The sequence below is a fragment of the Streptomyces sp. genome (genome assembly GCF_035645055.1).
Classification (GTDB): Bacteria; Actinomycetota; Actinomycetes; order Streptomycetales; family Streptomycetaceae; genus Streptomyces.
The window spans coordinates 1-18,397 of the sequence record NZ_DASQNH010000024.1 but is presented as its reverse complement, the minus strand read 5'-3'; the positions used below and the strand labels follow the sequence as shown (position 1 = coordinate 18,397).

13 protein-coding genes are annotated in these 18,397 nt (G+C 71.1%); 4 read left to right on the top strand and 9 right to left on the bottom strand.

Going from position 1 to position 18,397, the window contains the following annotated elements:
- The first annotated feature begins 87 nt into the window (after nucleotides 1-87).
- Nucleotides 88-3,903 carry a GH92 family glycosyl hydrolase gene (locus tag VE614_RS08095; RefSeq protein WP_324934126.1) on the top strand — a complete coding sequence of 1,272 codons (3,816 nt, stop codon included), beginning with the start codon at nucleotides 88-90 and terminating at the stop codon, nucleotides 3,901-3,903.
- Here VE614_RS08095 and VE614_RS08090 read toward each other — a convergent pair.
- From VE614_RS08090 to acnA, 7 genes are all read right to left on the bottom strand, one after another.
- On the bottom strand, nucleotides 3,893-5,119 hold the full coding sequence (locus tag VE614_RS08090; protein WP_324934124.1) for a cytochrome P450: 1,227 nt from the start codon (nucleotides 5,117-5,119) through the stop codon (nucleotides 3,893-3,895). The two genes, VE614_RS08095 and VE614_RS08090, sit on opposite strands and share 11 nt — an antisense overlap.
- On the bottom strand, nucleotides 5,116-6,339 hold the full coding sequence (locus tag VE614_RS08085) for a cytochrome P450 (RefSeq protein WP_324934122.1): 1,224 nt from the start codon (nucleotides 6,337-6,339) through the stop codon (nucleotides 5,116-5,118). The genes VE614_RS08090 and VE614_RS08085 overlap by 4 nt, the downstream gene beginning before the upstream one ends.
- Nucleotides 6,336-6,962 carry a GTP-binding protein gene (locus tag VE614_RS08080; protein ID WP_414719545.1) on the bottom strand — a complete coding sequence of 209 codons (627 nt, stop codon included), beginning with the start codon at nucleotides 6,960-6,962 and terminating at the stop codon, nucleotides 6,336-6,338. The genes VE614_RS08085 and VE614_RS08080 overlap by 4 nt, the downstream gene beginning before the upstream one ends.
- A complete protein-coding gene (locus VE614_RS08075; RefSeq protein WP_324934121.1) occupies nucleotides 6,943-7,290 on the bottom strand; it encodes a DUF742 domain-containing protein in 348 nt (115 codons plus the stop codon). The genes VE614_RS08080 and VE614_RS08075 overlap by 20 nt, the downstream gene beginning before the upstream one ends.
- Nucleotides 7,287-7,694: a roadblock/LC7 domain-containing protein gene (locus VE614_RS08070; protein ID WP_073944091.1), complete on the bottom strand. Its 408-nt coding sequence runs from the start codon at nucleotides 7,692-7,694 to the stop codon at nucleotides 7,287-7,289. The genes VE614_RS08075 and VE614_RS08070 overlap by 4 nt, the downstream gene beginning before the upstream one ends.
- Nucleotides 7,691-9,487 carry an ATP-binding protein gene (locus VE614_RS08065; protein ID WP_324934117.1) on the bottom strand — a complete coding sequence of 599 codons (1,797 nt, stop codon included), beginning with the start codon at nucleotides 9,485-9,487 and terminating at the stop codon, nucleotides 7,691-7,693. The genes VE614_RS08070 and VE614_RS08065 overlap by 4 nt, the downstream gene beginning before the upstream one ends.
- Nucleotides 9,488-9,839: 352 nt before the next feature.
- The gene (gene acnA / locus VE614_RS08060) at nucleotides 9,840-12,557 is read right to left on the bottom strand and encodes an aconitate hydratase AcnA (RefSeq protein WP_324934115.1); all 2,718 of its coding nucleotides are present in this window, start codon (nucleotides 12,555-12,557) and stop codon (nucleotides 9,840-9,842) included.
- 288 nt (nucleotides 12,558-12,845) lie between these two features.
- Here acnA and VE614_RS08055 point away from each other — a divergent pair, with 288 nt between their 5' ends.
- Nucleotides 12,846-13,043: a DUF4236 domain-containing protein gene (locus tag VE614_RS08055; RefSeq protein WP_324934113.1), complete on the top strand. Its 198-nt coding sequence runs from the start codon at nucleotides 12,846-12,848 to the stop codon at nucleotides 13,041-13,043.
- A gap of 64 nt (nucleotides 13,044-13,107) precedes the next feature.
- Nucleotides 13,108-14,637, top strand: a complete 1,530-nt coding sequence (locus VE614_RS08050; RefSeq protein ID WP_324934111.1) for a UDP-N-acetylglucosamine 1-carboxyvinyltransferase — start codon at nucleotides 13,108-13,110, stop codon at nucleotides 14,635-14,637.
- Nucleotides 14,638-15,098: 461 nt separating this feature from the next.
- Here the strand turns inward: VE614_RS08050 and VE614_RS08045 are convergent, their stop codons facing one another.
- Nucleotides 15,099-16,784: a ribonuclease J gene (locus tag VE614_RS08045; protein WP_324934109.1), complete on the bottom strand. Its 1,686-nt coding sequence runs from the start codon at nucleotides 16,782-16,784 to the stop codon at nucleotides 15,099-15,101.
- Nucleotides 16,785-17,202: 418 nt separating this feature from the next.
- Between VE614_RS08045 and trhA the strand changes: the two genes are divergently transcribed.
- Complete coding sequence (trhA, locus tag VE614_RS08040; RefSeq protein WP_324934107.1) at nucleotides 17,203-17,985, top strand: PAQR family membrane homeostasis protein TrhA; 783 nt, start codon at nucleotides 17,203-17,205, stop codon at nucleotides 17,983-17,985.
- 59 nt (nucleotides 17,986-18,044) lie between these two features.
- On the opposite strand, the gene VE614_RS08035 is transcribed toward trhA, so the two are convergent.
- The coding region (locus tag VE614_RS08035; RefSeq protein ID WP_324934105.1) for a helicase-related protein at nucleotides 18,045-18,397 on the bottom strand (353 nt) is incomplete at its 5' end.

Here is an 18,397-nt window from a genome sequence, read left to right as displayed (position 1 = left end):
TTGACAGCACTGACCACTTGCGTCACAACTGACCTTGCGGCGCGAATGTGACAACGTTGTCCGATGGCGCAGGGAGGGTGCTCAGGCATGCGACACAGATATCGCCACCGATGGAGTACGGCGGTCGTCTCGGCGGCCGCCTTCGCTTTGGCCGCCGGCTCGCCCGGCGCGGCGGTGGCCCTGCCCACCGCGCCCGAGGCCGCCGACCGCGAGTTCGCCTCCTCCTTCGAGGCGGAGGACCCGGCACCGGACTGGCTGAACACCGTGGAGACCGACCCCGACGGCACCCGGCGCGCCTCGGGCGTCGACGGCGGCTACCGCGGCGGCATCCCGGGCAATGTCACCGACCGGGTCACCGGGGTACGGGCCAGCGGGGAGAACAGCGGCGCCGGCGAGGTGAAGGAGAATCTGGCCGACGGCGAGCCGAGCACCAAGTGGCTGGTCTTCGCGCCCACCGGATGGGCCGAGTTCGACCTGGACGAGCCGGTGCGGCTGGTGACGTACGCGCTCACGTCCGCGAACGACGCCGCCGGGCGCGACCCCGCGGACTGGACCCTGTGGGGCTCCGCGGACGGCAAGGACTGGAAGACCCTGGACACCCGCACCGGCGAGTCCTTCACCGAGCGCTTCCAGACCAAGTCGTACGACCTGGCGGCGCCCGCCGAGTACCGGCACTTCCGGCTCGACATCACCAGGAACAACGGCGCCGGTCTGCTCCAGCTCGCCGATGTGCAGTTCTCCACCGGCGGCGGCACCGGACCGGTCCCCGAGGACATGCTCTCCCTGGTCGACCGCGGCCCGAGCGGCTCCCCCACCGCCAAGGCGGGCGCCGGTTTCACCGGCAGGCGCGCCCTGCGGTACGCCGGCCGGCACACCGCCGACGGGCGGGGCTACGCGTACAACAAGGTCTTCGACGTCGACGTGGCCGTCACCCGCGACACCCGGCTGTCGTACCGGATCTTCCCGTCGATGGCCGACGGCGACCTCGACTACGCCGCCACCCACGCCGCCGTCGACCTGGCCTTCACCGACGGCACCTACCTCAGCGACCTGGGCGCCACCGACCAGCACGGCTTCCCGCTCTCGCCGCGAGGGCAGGGCGCGGCCAAGGCGCTCTACGTCAACCAGTGGAACCACGTGGCCGCGCGGATCGGCTCGGTGGCGGCCGGGAGGACCGTCGACCGCATCCTGGTGGCGTACGACGCGCCGAAGGGACCGGCCCGCTTCCGCGGCTGGGTGGACGACGTGACGCTGGAGACGGCCGCACCCGAGCGGCCCAGGGCGCATCTGTCCGACTACGCGGTGACCACCCGCGGCACGAACTCCAGCGGCGGCTTCTCGCGGGGCAACAACTTCCCCGCGACCGCCGTGCCGCACGGCTTCAACTTCTGGACACCGGTCACCAACGCGGGTTCGCTGAGCTGGCTCTACGACTACGCGCGCGCGAACAACGCGGACAATCTGCCCACCCTCCAGGCGTTCAGCGCCAGTCATGAGCCGAGCCCGTGGATGGGCGACCGGCAGACCTTCCAGGTGATGCCGTCCGCCGCCGCCGGGGCCCCCGACACCGGTCGCACGGCCCGCGCGCTGCCCTTCCGGCACGAGAACGAGACCGCCCGGCCGCACTACTACGGCGTCCGGTTCGAGAACGGCCTCAAGGCCGAGATGACCCCCACGGACCACGCGGCGGTGCTGCGCTTCACCTACCCCGGCGACGACGCGAGTGTGGTCTTCGACAACGTGACGGACCAGGCGGGCCTGACCCTCGACCCGGCCGCCGGAACGGTCACCGGCTACTCGGACGTGAAGTCCGGCCTGTCGACCGGCGCGACCCGCCTCTTCGTGTACGGCGTCTTCGACAGGCCGGTGACGGACAGCGCGGTGAGCGGCGTCAAGGGCTATCTGCGGTTCGCCGCGGGCGCCGACCGCACGGTCACCCTGCGCCTGGCCACCTCCCTGATCGGCGTCGAGCAGGCGAGGGACAACCTGCGCCAGGAGATCCCGGACGGCACCTCCTTCGAGGAGGTGAGGGCACGCGCCCAGCGCCAGTGGGACCGGCTGCTCGGGAAGGTGGAGGTCGAGGGCGCCACCCCGGACCAGCTGACCACGCTCTACTCCAGCCTGTACCGCCTGTACCTCTACCCCAACTCCGGGCACGAGAAGGTCGGTTCGACGTACAAGTACGCCTCCCCCTTCTCCCCCATGCCGGGCCCCGACACCCCCACCCGCACCGGGGCGAAGATCGTCGACGGCAAGGTGTACGTCAACAACGGCTTCTGGGACACCTACCGGACGACGTGGCCCGCGTACTCCCTGCTGACCCCGTCCAGGGCGGGCGAGCTGGTCGACGGGTTCGTGCAGCACTACAAGGACGGCGGCTGGACCTCCCGCTGGTCCTCCCCCGGCTACGCCGACCTGATGACCGGCACCTCCTCGGACGTGGCCTTCGCCGACGCCCACGTCAAGGGCGTGGACTTCGACGCGGAGACGGCGTACGACGCGGCCCTGAAGAACGCGACGGTGGTGCCGCCCGCCTCGGGCGTCGGCCGCAAGGGCATGGCCACCTCGCCCTTCCTCGGCTACACCTCCACCGAGACCCACGAGGGCCTTTCCTGGGCGCTGGAGGGCTACCTCAACGACTACGGCATCGCGCGGATGGGCCGGGCGCTGTACCGCGAGACCGGCGAGCGGCGCTACCGGGAGGAGTCGGAGTACTTCCTGGACCGGGCCCGCGGCTATGTCCACCTCTTCGACGCGCGGGCCGGCTTCTTCCAGGGCAAGGACGCGAAGGGCGGCTGGCGGGTGCCCTCGGAGTCGTACGACCCGCGGGTCTGGGGCCACGACTACACCGAGACCAACGGCTGGGGCTACGCCTTCACCGCCCCGCAGGACAGCCGGGGCCTGGCCAACCTGTACGGCGGCCGGCGGGGCCTCGCCGAGAAGCTGGACGCGTACTTCGCCACCCCGGAGACCGCCTCCCCGGAGTTCGTGGGCTCGTACGGCGGGGTCATCCACGAGATGACGGAGGCCCGCGACGTCCGGATGGGCATGTACGGCCACTCCAACCAGGTCGCCCACCACGCCCTCTACATGTACGACGCGGCCGGGCAGCCCTGGAAGGCGCAGGCGAAGGTCCGCGAGGTGCTGTCCCGGCTGTACGTCGGCAGCGAGATCGGCCAGGGCTACCACGGCGACGAGGACAACGGCGAGCAGTCCGCCTGGTACCTCTTCTCCGCCCTCGGCTTCTACCCGCTGGTCATGGGCAGCGGCGAGTACGCCATCGGCTCACCGCTGTTCACCAAGGCGACGGTCCATCTGGAGAACGGGCGGGACCTGGTGGTCGAGGCGCCCCGGAACAGCGCGCGGAACGTCTACGTCCAGGGCGTGAGGCTCAACGGACAGCGCTGGCACTCCACCTCGCTCCCCCACCAGCTCATCGCCCGGGGCGGCGTCCTGGAGTTCGAGATGGGGCCGAGGCCGTCGCCCTGGGGCACCGGGAAACACGCGGCGCCCGTGTCGATCACCCGGGACGACGAGGTGCCGGCTCCGCCCACGGACACCCTGCGGCCCGGCGGCCCGCTGTTCGACGACACCTCGGCGACGGAGGCGGCCGTGACGACGGTGGAGCTGCCGTTCGACGGGCGGGGCGAACCCGTGCGGTACACCCTCACCTCCCCCGCCGACCGCGCGAAGGCGCCGGCCGGGTGGACCCTCCAGGGCTCGCCCGACGGCACGACCTGGCGGACCCTGGACGAACGCTCCGGGGAGTCGTTCCGCTGGGACCGCCAGACCCGTGCGTTCTCGCTGGACGCCCGGCGCGCCTATCCGCACTACCGGCTGGTGCTGGACGGCGAGTCGACGCTGGCGGAGGTGGAGCTGCTGGGCCGACAGGTCAGGGGGTGAGCCGGACCGGCAGCTCGAAGAGGTCGTTCTGGGTCACCACCGGCTTGTTGCGCAGGGCCGACGCGGGGACCGCGAGGTCGAGGCCGGGGAAGCGGGTGTACAGCGCGGGGAGCGCCACGCCCGCCTCCAGCCGGGACAGCGCCGCCCCGGGGCACACATGCGGGCCGTGACCGAACGAGATGTGCCGGGTCGGGGTCTCGCGGGTGACGTCGAAGTCGCCCGCCGTCGGCCCGTGCGCCAGCTCGTCGCGGCCTATCGCGCCGTAGGACACGATGAGCGCGTCCCCGGCGGGGAGCACCTTGTCCCCGACGGGGACGTCCTCGGTCGCGAACCTGATCAGCACGTGCGAGGTCGGGGTCGACCAGCGCAGCGTCTCCTCGATCACCGCCTGCCAGGGCACCTCGCCGGACAGCACCAGCGCCCGCTGCCCGGGGTGCGTGGAGAGGTTGACGACCGCGTTGACGATGAGGGAGATCGTGGTCTCGTGCCCGGCCGCGACCATCAGCTGGAGGGTGGAGACGATCTCCTCGTCGGTCAGCCGGTCGCCGTCCTCGGAGGCCAGGAGGAGCGCGCTGGTCAGATCGTCGCCGGGCGCCGTCCGCTTCGCCGCGACCGTCTCGGCCATGATTTCCGCCAGCTCCGTCAGGGTGGCGACCACCTCGTCCGGCGGGGTCTGGGTCGAGAAGAACTTCTCGAACAGCACCTTCAGCCGGGGCAGCCGGGCCTCGTCGATGCCCATCAGGTCCGCCACGACATACATGGGCAGCGGGTAGGCGAAGGCCGCCTTGAGGTCCACCACGCCGCCGTCCGCCGGCAGCGCGTCCAGCAGCCGCCCGGTCAGCTCCTCGATACGGCCGCGCATCTCCTCCACCCGCCGCGGCGTGAGGGCCTGGGCGACCAGGGTCCGCAGCCTCCGGTGGTCGGCGCCGTCCACGGTCAGCATCGAGCGGCCCGGGTTCACCAGGCCGATCAGCGGCCAGTCCGCCGGGATCTCGCCCCGCCGCCAGGCGCCCCACCGGTTGATGTCCTTCACCAGCCGGGGGTCGGTCAGCAGCGCCTTCGCCTCCGCGTGCCGGGTCACGGCCCACACGGGGACACCGCCGGGCAGCTCGACCGCCGCGAGCGGCCCCGCCGCGCGCAGCTTCGCGCTCTCGCCGTCCAGGTCGGTGACGAAGGGGTCCAGGGGGATGCGTACGTGTGCGGTGCCGGACGTCATGGTCTGTTGCCTCCCAGGGCAGGGGTGGGGGTGAACCGCACGGGCAGCTCCGTCAGTCCGCGCAGCCAGGGCGAGGGACGACGGGTCAGGGAGTCGGCCGGGACCGCCAGGTCGATGTCGGGCAACCGGTCGAGGACCACTTCGATGGCCGTCCGGGCGATCACCTCGGCGATCTCCTGCGCGGGGAACGGGCAGCGGTGGTCGCCGTGGCCGAACGAGAAGTGCGCACTGTTGCCGCCGGTGAACGCGGCGGCGTCGGTACGCACCTGCGGGTCGGCGTTGGCCGCCTGGAGGCCGAGCAGGACCAGGTCGCCCGCGCGGATGTGGCGCCCGCCGAGCTGGGTGTCGCGCGCCGCCCAGCGGCCGGCCACGTTCTGCGTCGGGGTGTCCTCCCACAGCACTTCGTTCATCGCCTCGGCGACACTGTGGCGCCCGCCGAACAGAGAGGCCGCGAACCGGTCGTCGGTGAGCATCAGGCGCAGCGAGTTGCCGATCCAGTCGGCGGTCGGCTGGTGTCCGGCGGCCGTCATCACCATGAGGTCCTGCATGATCTCCTCCTCGGTGAAGCCGCTCGGGTCGGCCAGCATCCGGGAGACCACGTCGTCGGCGGGCGCCGCGCGGCGTCGCGCCACCAGATCGGCCATCGACGTGGCGAGGTGCCGCTGCCCGTCCAGGGCTCGCTCGCGCCCGTCGATCATGTCGTTGAGCGCGGTGACGAGCCCGGTGCCCTCCTCGTCGGAGAAGCCGTACAGCCGGGCCAGCACCCGTACCGGCAGCAGCATGGCGTACTGCCCTACGAGGTCCGCCGTGCCGGTGGTGCAGACGGCGTCGATCAGCTCGTCGGCGAACCGCTCGCAGTGGTGGCGCAGCAGCGCCGGCTCCACGCCCTCCAGAGCCTTGGCGATCATCCCCGCGCGCTGGTGGTGCCGTTCGCCGACGGTGTAGAGGACGGACGGCTGGTCACGGCCGATCATCGGCAGCAGCGGCCAGTCGTCGGGGATGCTCTCCCACTGGTTCCACAGGCCCGAGTCGCGGCTGTAGAGGACCGGATCGCCCGTCACCTGGTGCAGTTCGCGGTAGCCGAGCACCAGCCAGGCCGGTACTCCGCCGTCCAGCAGGACGGGGGCGACGGGACCGTGGTCACGGCGCATCTCCCGGTACAGCCGGGCCGGTTCGGTCTGGAAGCGGGAGCCGCTGAGCGGAACGGCTTCGGTGGTCACACGGTCTCCCGGAGGGACGAGTCGGTGCGAGCGGACCGGTCGCCCAGGTGCCGCTGGATGTGCTGGACCAGGGTGATCAGCACCTGCTTGCTGGATGCGCGGGAGCGGGCGTCGCAGTCGACGATCGGCACATGCGGATCGAGGTCGAGGGCGTCCCGTACGTCCTCGGGGGCGTGCCGGGGGCCGCCGAAGTCGTTGCAGGCCACGATGAACGGGGTGCCGTGCCGCTCCAGGCGGTCGATGGCGTACCAGGAGTCCTCGATCCGCCGGGCGTCGAGCAGCACGACCGCGCCGAGCGTGCCGGAGAACAGCCGGTCCCACAGGAACCAGAAGCGCTCCTGCCCCGGTGCCCCGAACAGGTAGAGCACATTGCGCGCGTCGAGCGTGATGCGGCCGAAGTCGAAGGCCACGGTGGTCGCGGTCTTCCCGCGCACCTCGCTGACGTCGTCGACCGTCTCCGAGGCCCGGGTCATCGTCTCCTCCGTGTTGAGGGGACGGATCTCGCTGACGGACCGGACCATGGTCGTCTTTCCGACGCCGAAACCGCCCACGATGACGATCTTCAGACCGTTGTCGGCGGAGGCACCCAGCGGGGTGCGCGCGTCAGAGGCTGCGGAGTCCAACGAGCACCTGCTCCAGGATGTCGGGGTCGGGAAGGGCGGACGTACGGGGGTGACGGGCGCTGACGCGTCCCACGGCGAGGAGGTCGGACAGCAGGATCTTGGTGATGCTCACCGGCAGCCCCAGCTCCGCGGCGACCTCCACCACCGCGATGGGCGCCTGCGCCATCCGCAGGATCGCCGCGTGCTCCGACTGCATGCCGGGGGCCGGTTCGCTCTCCGCCACCACGAGGGTGACCAGGTCGAACGGGCTGTCCGGGCCGGAGCGGGTGCGGCCCCCGGTCAGGGTGTAGAGGCGGTCGGGCGTGTCATCCCTGCCGGGCCGCCTCATGAGGTGCGCGGCTGGGCCGTCAGGTGCTCGCCCAGCTGCTCCACCAGCTCGCTCATGTTGTGCCCCACCAGGCCCGGCTCGGCGTCCTCGGTGGTGACGACGGCGAGGTGGGCGCCTTCCCCCGCCTCGACGATGAAGAGGGTGCCGCCGTAGAACTCGGTCATCGACGAGCGCACACCGCCGCTGCCGTCGCCGAACTCCATCGACGCGCCGTGCGACAGCGACTGGATGCCGGCCGCGATCGCGGCGAGCTGGTCCGCCTGGTCGACCGTCAGCTCCGGCGTGCGGCACAGCTTGAGCCCGTCACGGGAGAGCACCAGCGCGTGCCGCGCGCCCGGCGTGCGCTCCAGGAGCCCTTCGATGAGCCAGGTGAGCTTCTCGTCGACGGTGGTCGTGCCGGTCATGAGGTGGTGTCGCCTTCCGGGTGCGAGGGGGTCGGTACGTCGGGGGACGTCTCGGGGGAACGGGTGCGCGCGGCGGGATCGTCGAGCGGCGCGGGCAGCGAGTGGCGGCCGGAGCTCCCGGCACCGGCGCCCACCGGCGGGACGTGACCGCCGGTGGTGTCGGCGCCGGGGGGTTCCGGTCGGGCGTGACCGCCGGGCGTCTCGGCGTCGCCGGGGGCGGAGAGGGCGTGACCGCCGGGCGTCTCCGCGCCGGGGCGCACCGGCAGGGCATGCCCGCCGGTGGTCTCGGCGTCGCGGGAGGCCGGCCGGGCGTGGCCGCCCGTCGTCCCGGTACCGGGGCGTACCGGCAGGGCGTGGCCGCCCGTCGTCTCCGAGGAGGACTCCACCGCGCGGACCGCGCGGCGGAAGTCGCCGAAGCGGGTGGCCCTGGCCTTCAGGTCGCCGGCGGCCTCGTCGGGGCGGGGCGCGTCGGCGCGGGAGGTGGTGCGGACGCGCTCGGCGGCGGCCAGGGTGCGGCCGCGGCGGCGCTTCGGCAGCCCGCCGGACGCGTGCGCGGCAGGCTCCCGCTCGCCCTGCTCGTGGACCGGGGCGGCCTCGGCGGGCCGCGGGGCGGGGACGGGACGGGGGCGGGCCTCTCCGCTCGGCCGGGGGGCGGCGGGGGCCTCGGTGAGGATGTCCTGCGGGAGGAGGACGAGGACGCCGGTGCCGCCGCGCGCCGAGGGCCGGAACGAGACCTTCAGCCCGTGCTTGCGGGCGAGGCGGCCCACCACGGCGAGACCCAGCCGGGTGCCGGTGAGTCCGCCCAGCTCGGTCACGTCACCGGAGACGGCCCGCTCCGCGCGGCGCAGCTGGAGGTCGCTCATGACGAGGCCGCTGTCCTCCACGGAGACGATGACCCCGGCGGGGACCTCCTCGACGTAGACATGGACCTCGGCGCTGGGCGGGGAGAAGTTCGCGGCGTTGTCGAGCAGTTCGGCCAGGGCGTGCATGACGCCTTCCGCGGCGTGCCCGGCCACCGCCGTGCTGCTGGCCGCGTGCAGCCGGACGCGCTGGTAGCCGCTGATCCGGCCCATCGCGCCGCGCAGGATGGACTCCATCGGAATGGGGCGCGCCCAGCGGCGGCCGGAGCGGGCTCCGGTGAGCACGGCGATGGAGTCGGCGAGCCGACCGGCCTGCGCGGTGCGGTGGTCCAGGTGCAGCAGGTCCGCCAGGACGTCCTCGTCGCTGTGGCGTTCCTCCATGGCCCGCAGGTCGGCGAGGGTGCCGGTGGCGAGTGCCTGCATGCGGGCGGCGGCGTTGGCGGTGGCGGCGATGGCCGCGGCCCGCTCGGCGGCGGCGCGCTCGGCCTGGGTGGACAGCCGCCGCACCTCCTGTTCCAGCCGGGCGCGTTCGGCGGTGTGCTCCTGGGCCAGCCGGTCCCGTTCGCGGGCGAACTCGTCGAGGAGGCGGGCGCGTTCGTGGGCCGCGGCGTCCGTCAGCCGCTGGTGCTCCTGTCGCCACTGCGCGGTGAGCGCCTCGCGTTCGCCGGCGAGACGGGCCGCTTCGGCGCGCGCCGAGTGCAGTCGGGCACGCGTCGCCCTCGCGGTGCGCAGCCCGTGCGCGGCGACGGTGACGGCGGCGCACAGCAGGGCGGCACCGCCACCGGCGCCCCAGCCGAGGGGACCGCGTGTGGCGGGAGGTGCCACGGACACCGCCCATCCGACGGCGAGGGCCGACACGGCCGCTGCCGTCAGGGCGATGAGGAAGAGAGGTCGCACGGCAGGTCGGTCGCCCGGTCGGGCTTGCGCGGTCATCAATCAGGTCCTCGGGCTGCCGCGTCGAGTGCGGCCTTGGTGTCGTCCAGGGGAACGTGTGTGTATTTGCGCAGTTGAGTGTTATCGCTGATCAACCGACGGTCACTATACGAGAGTTCGTGACCGAAAGGACACGGGTCTTGCCCTTGATTTACCGCACAGGGGAGAGCGGGGCGGGAGCCGCACCCGGGCGGGTTCCGGTCCACCGGGGTGGGAGCGCTCCCACCCCGCTCCGCACCGGAAGCTAGCGGCAACGCCGCCCGTTTGTAAACGGGGCGGCCGGGCGGCGCCCACGGCGAAGGGCCGCGCCCCCGCACGGGGACGCGGCCCTCGGCCGCCGAGCCGTATCCGCTTACTTGCGGATCAGGCTGCGCAGCACGTACTGCATGATGCCGCCGTTGCGGTAGTAGTCCGCCTCACCGGGGGTGTCGATGCGGACGACCGCGTCGAACTCGACACCGGTGTCGGTGGTGACCTTCACCGTGCGCGGCGTGGTGCCCTCGTTCAGCTCGGTGACGCCCGAGATGGAGAAGGTCTCCTCGCCGGTCAGACCGAGCGACTGGGCGGACGCGCCCTCCGGGAACTGGAGCGGCAGCACGCCCATGCCGATGAGGTTCGAGCGGTGGATGCGCTCGTACGACTCGGCGATGACGGCCTTGACGCCGAGCAGCGCGGTGCCCTTGGCCGCCCAGTCGCGGGACGAGCCGGAGCCGTACTCCTTGCCGGCCAGGACGACCAGCGGGATGCCCTGCTCGATGTAGTTGCGGGAGGCGTCGTAGATGAAGGCGACCGGGCCGCCGTCCTGCGTGAAGTCGCGGGTGTAGCCGCCCTCGGTGCCCGGCGCGATCTGGTTGCGCAGGCGGATGTTGGCGAACGTGCCGCGGATCATGACCTCGTGGTTGCCTCGGCGGGAGCCGTAGGAGTTGAAGTCACGACGCTCCACACCGTGCTCGGTGAGGTACTTGCCGGCCGGGGTGTCGGCCTTGATGGCGCCGGCCGGGGAGATGTGGTCGGTGGTGACCGAGTCGCCCAGCTTGGCGAGGACGCGGGCGCCGGTGATGTCCTGGACCGGGGCCGGCTCCATCTCCATGCCCTCGAAGTACGGGGGCTTGCGGACGTAGGTGGACTGCGGGTCCCACTCGAAGGTGTTGCCGGTCGGGATCGGCAGCGCCTGCCACTGGGCGTCGCCCGCGAAGACGTCCTGGTACGACTTGGCGAACATGTCCTCGCCGATGGCGTTGGCGACGACGTCGTTGACCTCGGCCTCCGACGGCCAGATGTCCTTGAGGTAGACCGGGTTGCCGTCCTGGTCGGTGCCCAGGGCGTCCTTGGTGATGTCCACCTTCATGGAGCCCGCGATGGCGTACGCGACGACCAGCGGCGGGGACGCCAGGTAGTTCATCTTGACGTCGGGGTTGATCCGGCCCTCGAAGTTCCGGTTGCCGGAGAGGACCGAGGTGACCGCGAGGTCGTGGTCGTTGACGGCCTTGGACACCTCCTCCGGCAGCGGGCCGGAGTTGCCGATGCAGGTGGTGCAGCCGTAGCCGACGAGGTTGAAGCCGACCTTGTCCAGGTACGGGGTCAGCCCGGCCTTGTCGAAGTAGTCCGTCACGACCTTCGAACCCGGGGCGAGGGTGGTCTTGACCCACGGCTTGCGGGTCAGGCCCTTCTCGACCGCCTTCTTGGCCACCAGGGCGGCGGCGACCATGACGTACGGGTTGGAGGTGTTGGTGCAGGAGGTGATCGCGGCGACCGTCACGGCACCGTGGTCGATCTCGTACGTCGAGCCGTCGGGGGCGGTGACCGGGACCGGCTTCGACGGGGCGCCGTTGGGGGTGTTGGCCGGGGCGTCGGAGGCCGGGAAGGACTCCTTGCCCGCCTCGTCCACGTCGTCCACGTAGTTGCGGACGTCCTGGGCGAACTGCTGGGCGGCGTTGGCGAGGACGATGCGGTCCTGCGGGCGCTTCGGGCCGGCGATCGACGGGACGACCGTGGAGAGGTCCAGCTCCAGCTTCTCGGAGAAGTCCGGCTCGGCGGCCGGGTCCAGCCAGAGGCCCTGCTCCTTGGCGTACGCCTCGACCAGCGCGACCTGCTGCTCGGAGCGGCCGGTGAGCTTGAGGTACTTCAGGGTCTCGCCGTCGATCGGGAAGATCGCGGCGGTGGAGCCGAACTCGGGCGACATGTTGCCGATGGTGGCGCGGTTCGCGAGGGAGGTGGCGGCGACGCCCTCACCGTAGAACTCGACGAACTTGCCGACGACACCGTGCTTGCGCAGCATCTCGGTGATGGTGAGCACCAGGTCGGTGGCGGTGGTGCCGGCGGGCAGCTCACCGGTGAGCTTGAAGCCGACGACGCGCGGGATCAGCATGGAGACCGGCTGGCCGAGCATGGCGGCCTCGGCCTCGATGCCGCCGACGCCCCAGCCGAGGACGCCGAGACCGTTGACCATGGTGGTGTGCGAGTCGGTGCCGACCAGGGTGTCGGGGTACGCCTGACCGCCCCGGACCATGACCGTGCGCGCCAGGTGCTCGATGTTCACCTGGTGGACGATGCCGGTGCCCGGCGGGACGACCTTGAACTCGTCGAACGCGGTCTGGCCCCAGCGCAGGAACTGGTAGCGCTCCTTGTTGCGGCCGTACTCCAGCTCGACGTTCTGCGCGAAGGCCTCGTTGGTGCCGAACTTGTCGGCGATGACGGAGTGGTCGATGACCAGCTCGGCCGGGGCCAGCGGGTTGATCTTCGCCGGGTCGCCGCCCAGCTCCTTGACGGCCTCGCGCATGGTGGCGAGGTCGACGACACAGGGCACGCCGGTGAAGTCCTGCATGATCACGCGGGCCGGCGTGAACTGGATCTCCTGCGACGGCTGGGCCTGGGAGTCCCAGTTGCCGAGGGCGCGGATGTGGTCGGCGGTGATGTTCGCGCCGTCCTCGGTGCGGAGCAGGTTCTCCAGCAGGACCTTCAGGCTGTAAGGCAGCCGGGCGGAGCCCTCGACCTTGTCAAGCCGGAAGATCTCGTACGACTCGTCGCCCACCTGCAGCGTGCTGCGGGCGTCGAAGCTGTTCGCCGACACGACAGTCTCCTTCATTGATGTGCGCGTACCACCGCATCCTGCCGCCACGCGAGCTTGGCCGATCCGCTGAGGTAAGGCTAAGTTAGGTAACCCTTACTGAGGTGGCCGGCTGCGGTACGCCTCGGCAGATATCTCGATGTCGAGATAACTCTAGTACATGAGGGCGTGATGGTCATGCCCCGGCCCGGCGTGGTGCGCGCGATGGGCCCCGCCGCGCCCGCGCGCGGCCATCAGCCGACCGGAACGGGGTAACCGAAGGGCAGACAACCGACCCCACGGGAGGCGGCCATGCCCCTGACGTTCCGCAAGAGCTTCAGGATCCTGCCCGGCGTACGGCTGAACATCAGCCGTCACTCCTGGTCCATCACCACGGGTGGCCGGCACGGCCCGCGGCACACCCACAGCAGCACCGGACGTCATACGACATCGGTTGATTTGCCCGGACCTTTCGGGTGGCGTCGTACGCGTTCCACCAGGCGTCATTGACGGTCCGTCACTCGAACGGACCCCCCGGGATGTGCCATCTCATATCTGAGATAGCCTCAACCCCATGGCAGACGACTACCTCGTACGCATCGGCAAGCTCATCCGTGACGCCCGGCAGCACCGTGGCTGGACGCAGTCGCAGCTTGCCGAGGCGCTCGGCACCTCCCAGAGCGCCGTGAATCGCATCGAGCGCGGCAACCAGAACATCAGCCTTGAGATGATCGCCCGAATCGGTGAAGCCCTGGACAGCGAAATCGTCTCCTTGGGCTACGCGGGCCCGATGCACCTCAGGGTGGTGGGCGGCCGTCGGCTGTCCGGCGCCATCGATGTGAAGACCAGCAAGAACGCGTGCGTGGCCCTGCTGTGCGCCTCACTGCTCAACCAGGGGCGCACGGTGCTGCGCCGGGTCGCCCGCATCGAGGAGGTGTACCGCCTGCTGGAGGTGCTGAACTCCATCGGCGTCCGCACCCGCTGGATCAACAACGGCGTCGACCTGGAGATCGTCCCGCCGGCCGACCTCGACCTGGACTCCATCGACGCGGAGGCGGCCCGCCGCACCCGCTCGATCATCATGTTCCTCGGCCCGCTGCTGCACCGCATGGACCGCTTCAAGCTGCCCTACGCCGGCGGCTGCGACCTCGGCACCCGGACCATCGAACCCCACATGATCGCGCTGCGCCGGTTCGGCCTGGACATCGCCGCCACCGAGGGCCAGTACCACGCCGTGGTGGACCGGGGCGTGAGCCCCGACCGTCCGATCGTGCTGACCGAGCGCGGCGACACCGTGACCGAGAACGCGCTGCTCGCCGCCGCCCGGCACGACGGCGTCACGGTCATCCGCAACGCCTCCTCCAACTACATGGTCCAGGACCTGTGCTTCTTCCTGGAGGCGCTGGGCGTGAAGGTGGAGGGCATCGGCACCACCACGCTCACCGTGCACGGCATGCCGCGGATCGACGTGGACGTCGACTACTCGCCCTCCGAGGACCCGGTCGAGGCGATGAGCCTGCTCGCCGCCGCGGTGGTCACGGAATCCGAACTGACGGTGCGCCGCGTCCCCATCGAGTTCCTGGAGATCGAGCTGGCGGTCCTGGAGGAGATGGGCCTCGACCACGACCGCACGCCCGAGTACTTCGCGGACAACGGCCGCACCCGCCTGGTGGACCTCACCGTGCGCCCCTCCAAGCTGGAGGCGCCCATCGACAAGATCCACCCCATGCCGTTCCCCGGCCTGAACATCGACAACGTCCCATTCTTCGCGGCCATCGCGGCCACCGCGCAGGGCAAGACGCTGATCCACGACTGGGTCTACGACAACCGCGCCATCTACCTGACCGACCTCAACCGCCTCGGCGGGCGCCTCCAACTCCTCGACCCCCACCGGGTCCTGGTCGAGGGCCCGACCCGCTGGCGCGCCGCCGAGATGATGTGCCCGCCGGCCCTGCGGCCCGCGGTGGTCGTCCTCCTCGCGATGATGGCGGCCGAGGGCACGTCCGTACTGCGCAACGTGTACGTCATCAACCGCGGTTACGAAGACCTCGCCGAGCGGCTGAACTCGATCGGGGCACAGATCGAGATCTTCCGGGACATCTGAACGACGGATGCCGCCGCACCCTGTCCGACCCGCATGAATGTGGATCTGCAGGGGGGTGCGGCGGCACCTCTGGGACTTCTCCGGGACTGTGGTCCGGGGGCGGGCTGTTTCCCGGATCGGGTGGCTGTCGATACGAGGGTGAGGCACTGAGCAGGCGTGTCCCGGCCGCGCCGACCGGGCCCTACGCAGCGGTGTCCTGTGCCGTCTGCCCGTGCGGCACCGGGCACCCCCTGGCCGCCCTGACGGCCGCGACCGCGGTCGGCGTGCCGGCGGCGCCCCTGGGCCTCCTGCTCACCCCGCTCGTCGTGGCCCCGCCGTCCGGCCTCCCCGGTCCGCATCCGAACCGGGGAAGGACATCGCCCGTCGGGTCGACCAAGCGGCCATGCCGACACCCGGGTGACGTCGCCGACGCTGCCTCGGCTGTCGGCCGGTGAGACCGGTTCTGCCTGCCTCGCTGTCGCTCAGGCGTCGATGATGACGGGGATGATCAAGGGCTTGCGGCGGTGGGTGCGGAACGCCCAGTTCGCCACGGCGCGGGCGATGAGCTGTTCGAGCTGGTGCGCGTCCCCGACGCCTTCCTGGGCCGCGGTGGCCAGGGTCTTCTCGATGACGGGGATGACCGGCTCGAAGGTGGTGTCGTCGTGGACGAAGCCGCGCGCCAGGAAGTCGGGGGCCTCGGCGAGGGCGCCGGTGTCCGCGTCGACGATCGCCACCACCGTGACGACGCCTTCCTCCGCGAGGGTGAGGCGGTCCTTGAGGGACGCTTCGGTGGCGCCGCCGACTTCCATACCGTCCACGTAGACGTTGCCGGCGGGGACCTTGCCGGTGATGGACGCGCGCCCGTCGACGAGGTCGACGACGACACCGTCCTCGGCGATGACGACCCGGTCGGGGTCGACGCCGGTGCGGATGGCGAGGTCGCCGTTGGCCCGCAGGTGGCGCCATTCGCCGTGCACGGGCATGACGTTGCGGGGTTTGACGATGTTGTAGCAGTAGACGAGTTCGCCGGCGCTGGCGTGACCGGAGACGTGCACCTTGGCGTTGCCCTTGTGGACCACGTGGGCGCCCCACCGGGTGAGCCCGTTGATCACCCGGTAGATGGCGTTCTCGTTGCCCGGGATGAGGGAGCTGGCGAGCAGGACGGTGTCGCCCTTGCCGATGCGGATCATGTGGTCGCGGTTGGCCATCCGTGACAGCGCGGCCATCGGTTCGCCCTGGGAGCCGGTGCACACCAGAGTGATCTTGTGGTCCGGGAGCTTCTCCAGCTCCTTCGTGCTCACGACCAGACCGGACGGGACCTTCAGATAGCCCAGGTCACGGGCGATGCCCATGTTGCGGACCATGGACCGGCCGACGAAGGCGGCCTTGCGGCCGTGCTGGTGGGCGGCGTCCAGGACCTGCTGGATGCGGTGCACATGGCTGGCGAAGCTGGAGACGATGACGCGGCGCGGCGCGGTGCGCATCACCTGCTCGATCGCCGGGTTCAGCTCACGCTCGGAGGTGGTGAAGCCGGGTACTTCGGCGTTGGTGGAGTCGGTGAGGAACAGGTCGACGCCCTCCTCGCCGAGGCGGGCGAAGGCGCGCAGATCGGTGATGCGGTCGTCGAGGGGGAACTGGTCCATCTTGAAGTCGCCGGTGTGCAGCACCAGCCCGGCGCCGGTGCGGATCGCGACCGCGAGGCTGTCCGGGATGGAGTGGTTGACCGCCACGAACTCGCAGTCGAAGGGGCCGAAGCGCCGCCGGTCGCTCTCCCGTACCCGCACGGTGCGCGGCCGGATGCCGTGTTCCTTGAGTTTGGCCTCCAGGAACGCCAGCGTCAGCTTGGAGCCGACGACGGGAATGTCGGAGCGCTCGCGCAGCAGGTAGGGCACACCGCCGATGTGGTCCTCGTGGCCGTGGGTGAGCACCACGGCCACGATGTCGTCCAGCCGGTCCCGGATCGAGGTGAAGTCCGGCAGGATCACGTCCACACCGGGCTGGGTCTCCTCGGGGAACAGCACCCCGCAGTCGACGATGAGCAGCTTTCCGGCATGCTCGAAGACGGTCATGTTGCGACCGATTTCACCAAGGCCGCCCAGGGCGACGACCCGTAGCCCTCCCTCGGGCAGGGGCGGGGCGGCTGACAGCTCGGGGTGCGGATGACTCATACCTTGACGTTACCCGGAGAGTGGGACGGGATGATCCATTGCCTGTGCGATCTCTTCTCCCGACGGAGCGGGACACTCGCAGCGGGTGCCCCGGGACGATTGGAGTACGCCGACGGCCGGCCGGGACAGGGACCGGTGAAGGTGGTACCGCCTTCCGTGGGTGAGCCGTACGCCCGGTGTGCCGGCGGAGATCTCGTGCCCCTTGTCGTGGTGACCGGCCTTCGCGGCCTCCTGGGGCGCCTCGGCGCTGGTCCACTCGGTGTACAGCCGAACCCGGACGCAGCAGCCCCAGTGGGTGGCAGGTCACCGGCACCTGCGCCCTCCTGATGGCCGACCAGGGCCGTCCGGTGGTGCCGGTTCGGCGGTACGAGACCGACCTCCGGGAACGCCGGTACGGGCAGGCTCCTAGCATGATCGGATGGTTGCCGAAGATGCCCAGAAGTCCAGGACGGGACGGAAAGCCGTAGCCGGGGACGCCGTAGCCGGTCTCCCCGGCGGTTCACACCGTGGCCATGCCGAGGAGAAGCCTCACCCCGTTGACGACCTGGTCGAGTGGGCTGCCGACCTCGTGGAGCCGGTCAAGCCGAAGCTGCGTGGCTGGCTCCATGCGGCGATGGTCCCCGCCTCGTTGAGCGCCGGCATCGTTCTGATCTGCCTGGCCCGGACCCAGCAGGCGGCCCTGGCGTGCACCGTGTACTCCGTCACCGCCTGGCTGCTGTTCGGGACGAGCGCCGTCTACCACCTGGGTACCTGGGGGCCGCTGGGCGAGGCTGTTCTGCGTCGCCTCGACCACGCCAACATCTTCCTGATCATCGCCGGAACCTGCACCCCTCTGGCCGTGCTCCTCCTCCCCGCTGACCGGCGAGCCCTGCTGCTGTGGGTCGTATGGGCGGGTGCGCTGGCCGGTATCGCCTTCCGTGTCCTGTGGGTCAAAGCTCCCCGTTGGCTGTACACCCCCTGCTACCTGGCCCTGGGGTGGGCACCGGTGCGTTACCTGCCCGACTTCCTGCACACCGGCGGAGCGGCCGTAGTCACTCTGGTAGTGACCGGCGGTCTCCTCTACAGCGCGGGCGCGGTGGTCTACGCCGTCCAACGCCCGGACCCCTCGCCCCGCTGGTTCGGGTTCCACGAGGTGTTCCACACCCTGACCGTGGCGGCCTTCACCGCGCACTACATCGCCATTTCACTCGCCGCCTACTGACCACAACAGCAAGCGCCCGCACTCCTGCGCACGGTGCTCTCACCGCACCCGCAACCCGATCAGCGGCAGTGGTGAGGAGGGCGAAATCTCACCCGGACCTGCGGGAGACGAGCGAAATGCCAGGGGAACCCGTTCGGCCACGAGGACCATCCCTGCGCACCGCATCGCGACGGTTCTATGCGGGCGTGCTGGTTGTGGACTGTTGCAGGGGTGCGCGGCGGGCTGCGGCGGGGCGGCGTCGGCCGCGGGAGGTGGTGCCGCGCTTCTTGGGGGGTGACGACGCTGCCGGACTCGCCCGCGCGGGCGGTGCGGCCGCCGCGGTGGAGGTAGTCCTTGTGGTCGGTGGGCGGGTCGACGTTGACGACGAGGTCGAGGTGGTCGACGTGGATGCCGCGTGCCGCGACGTTGGTGG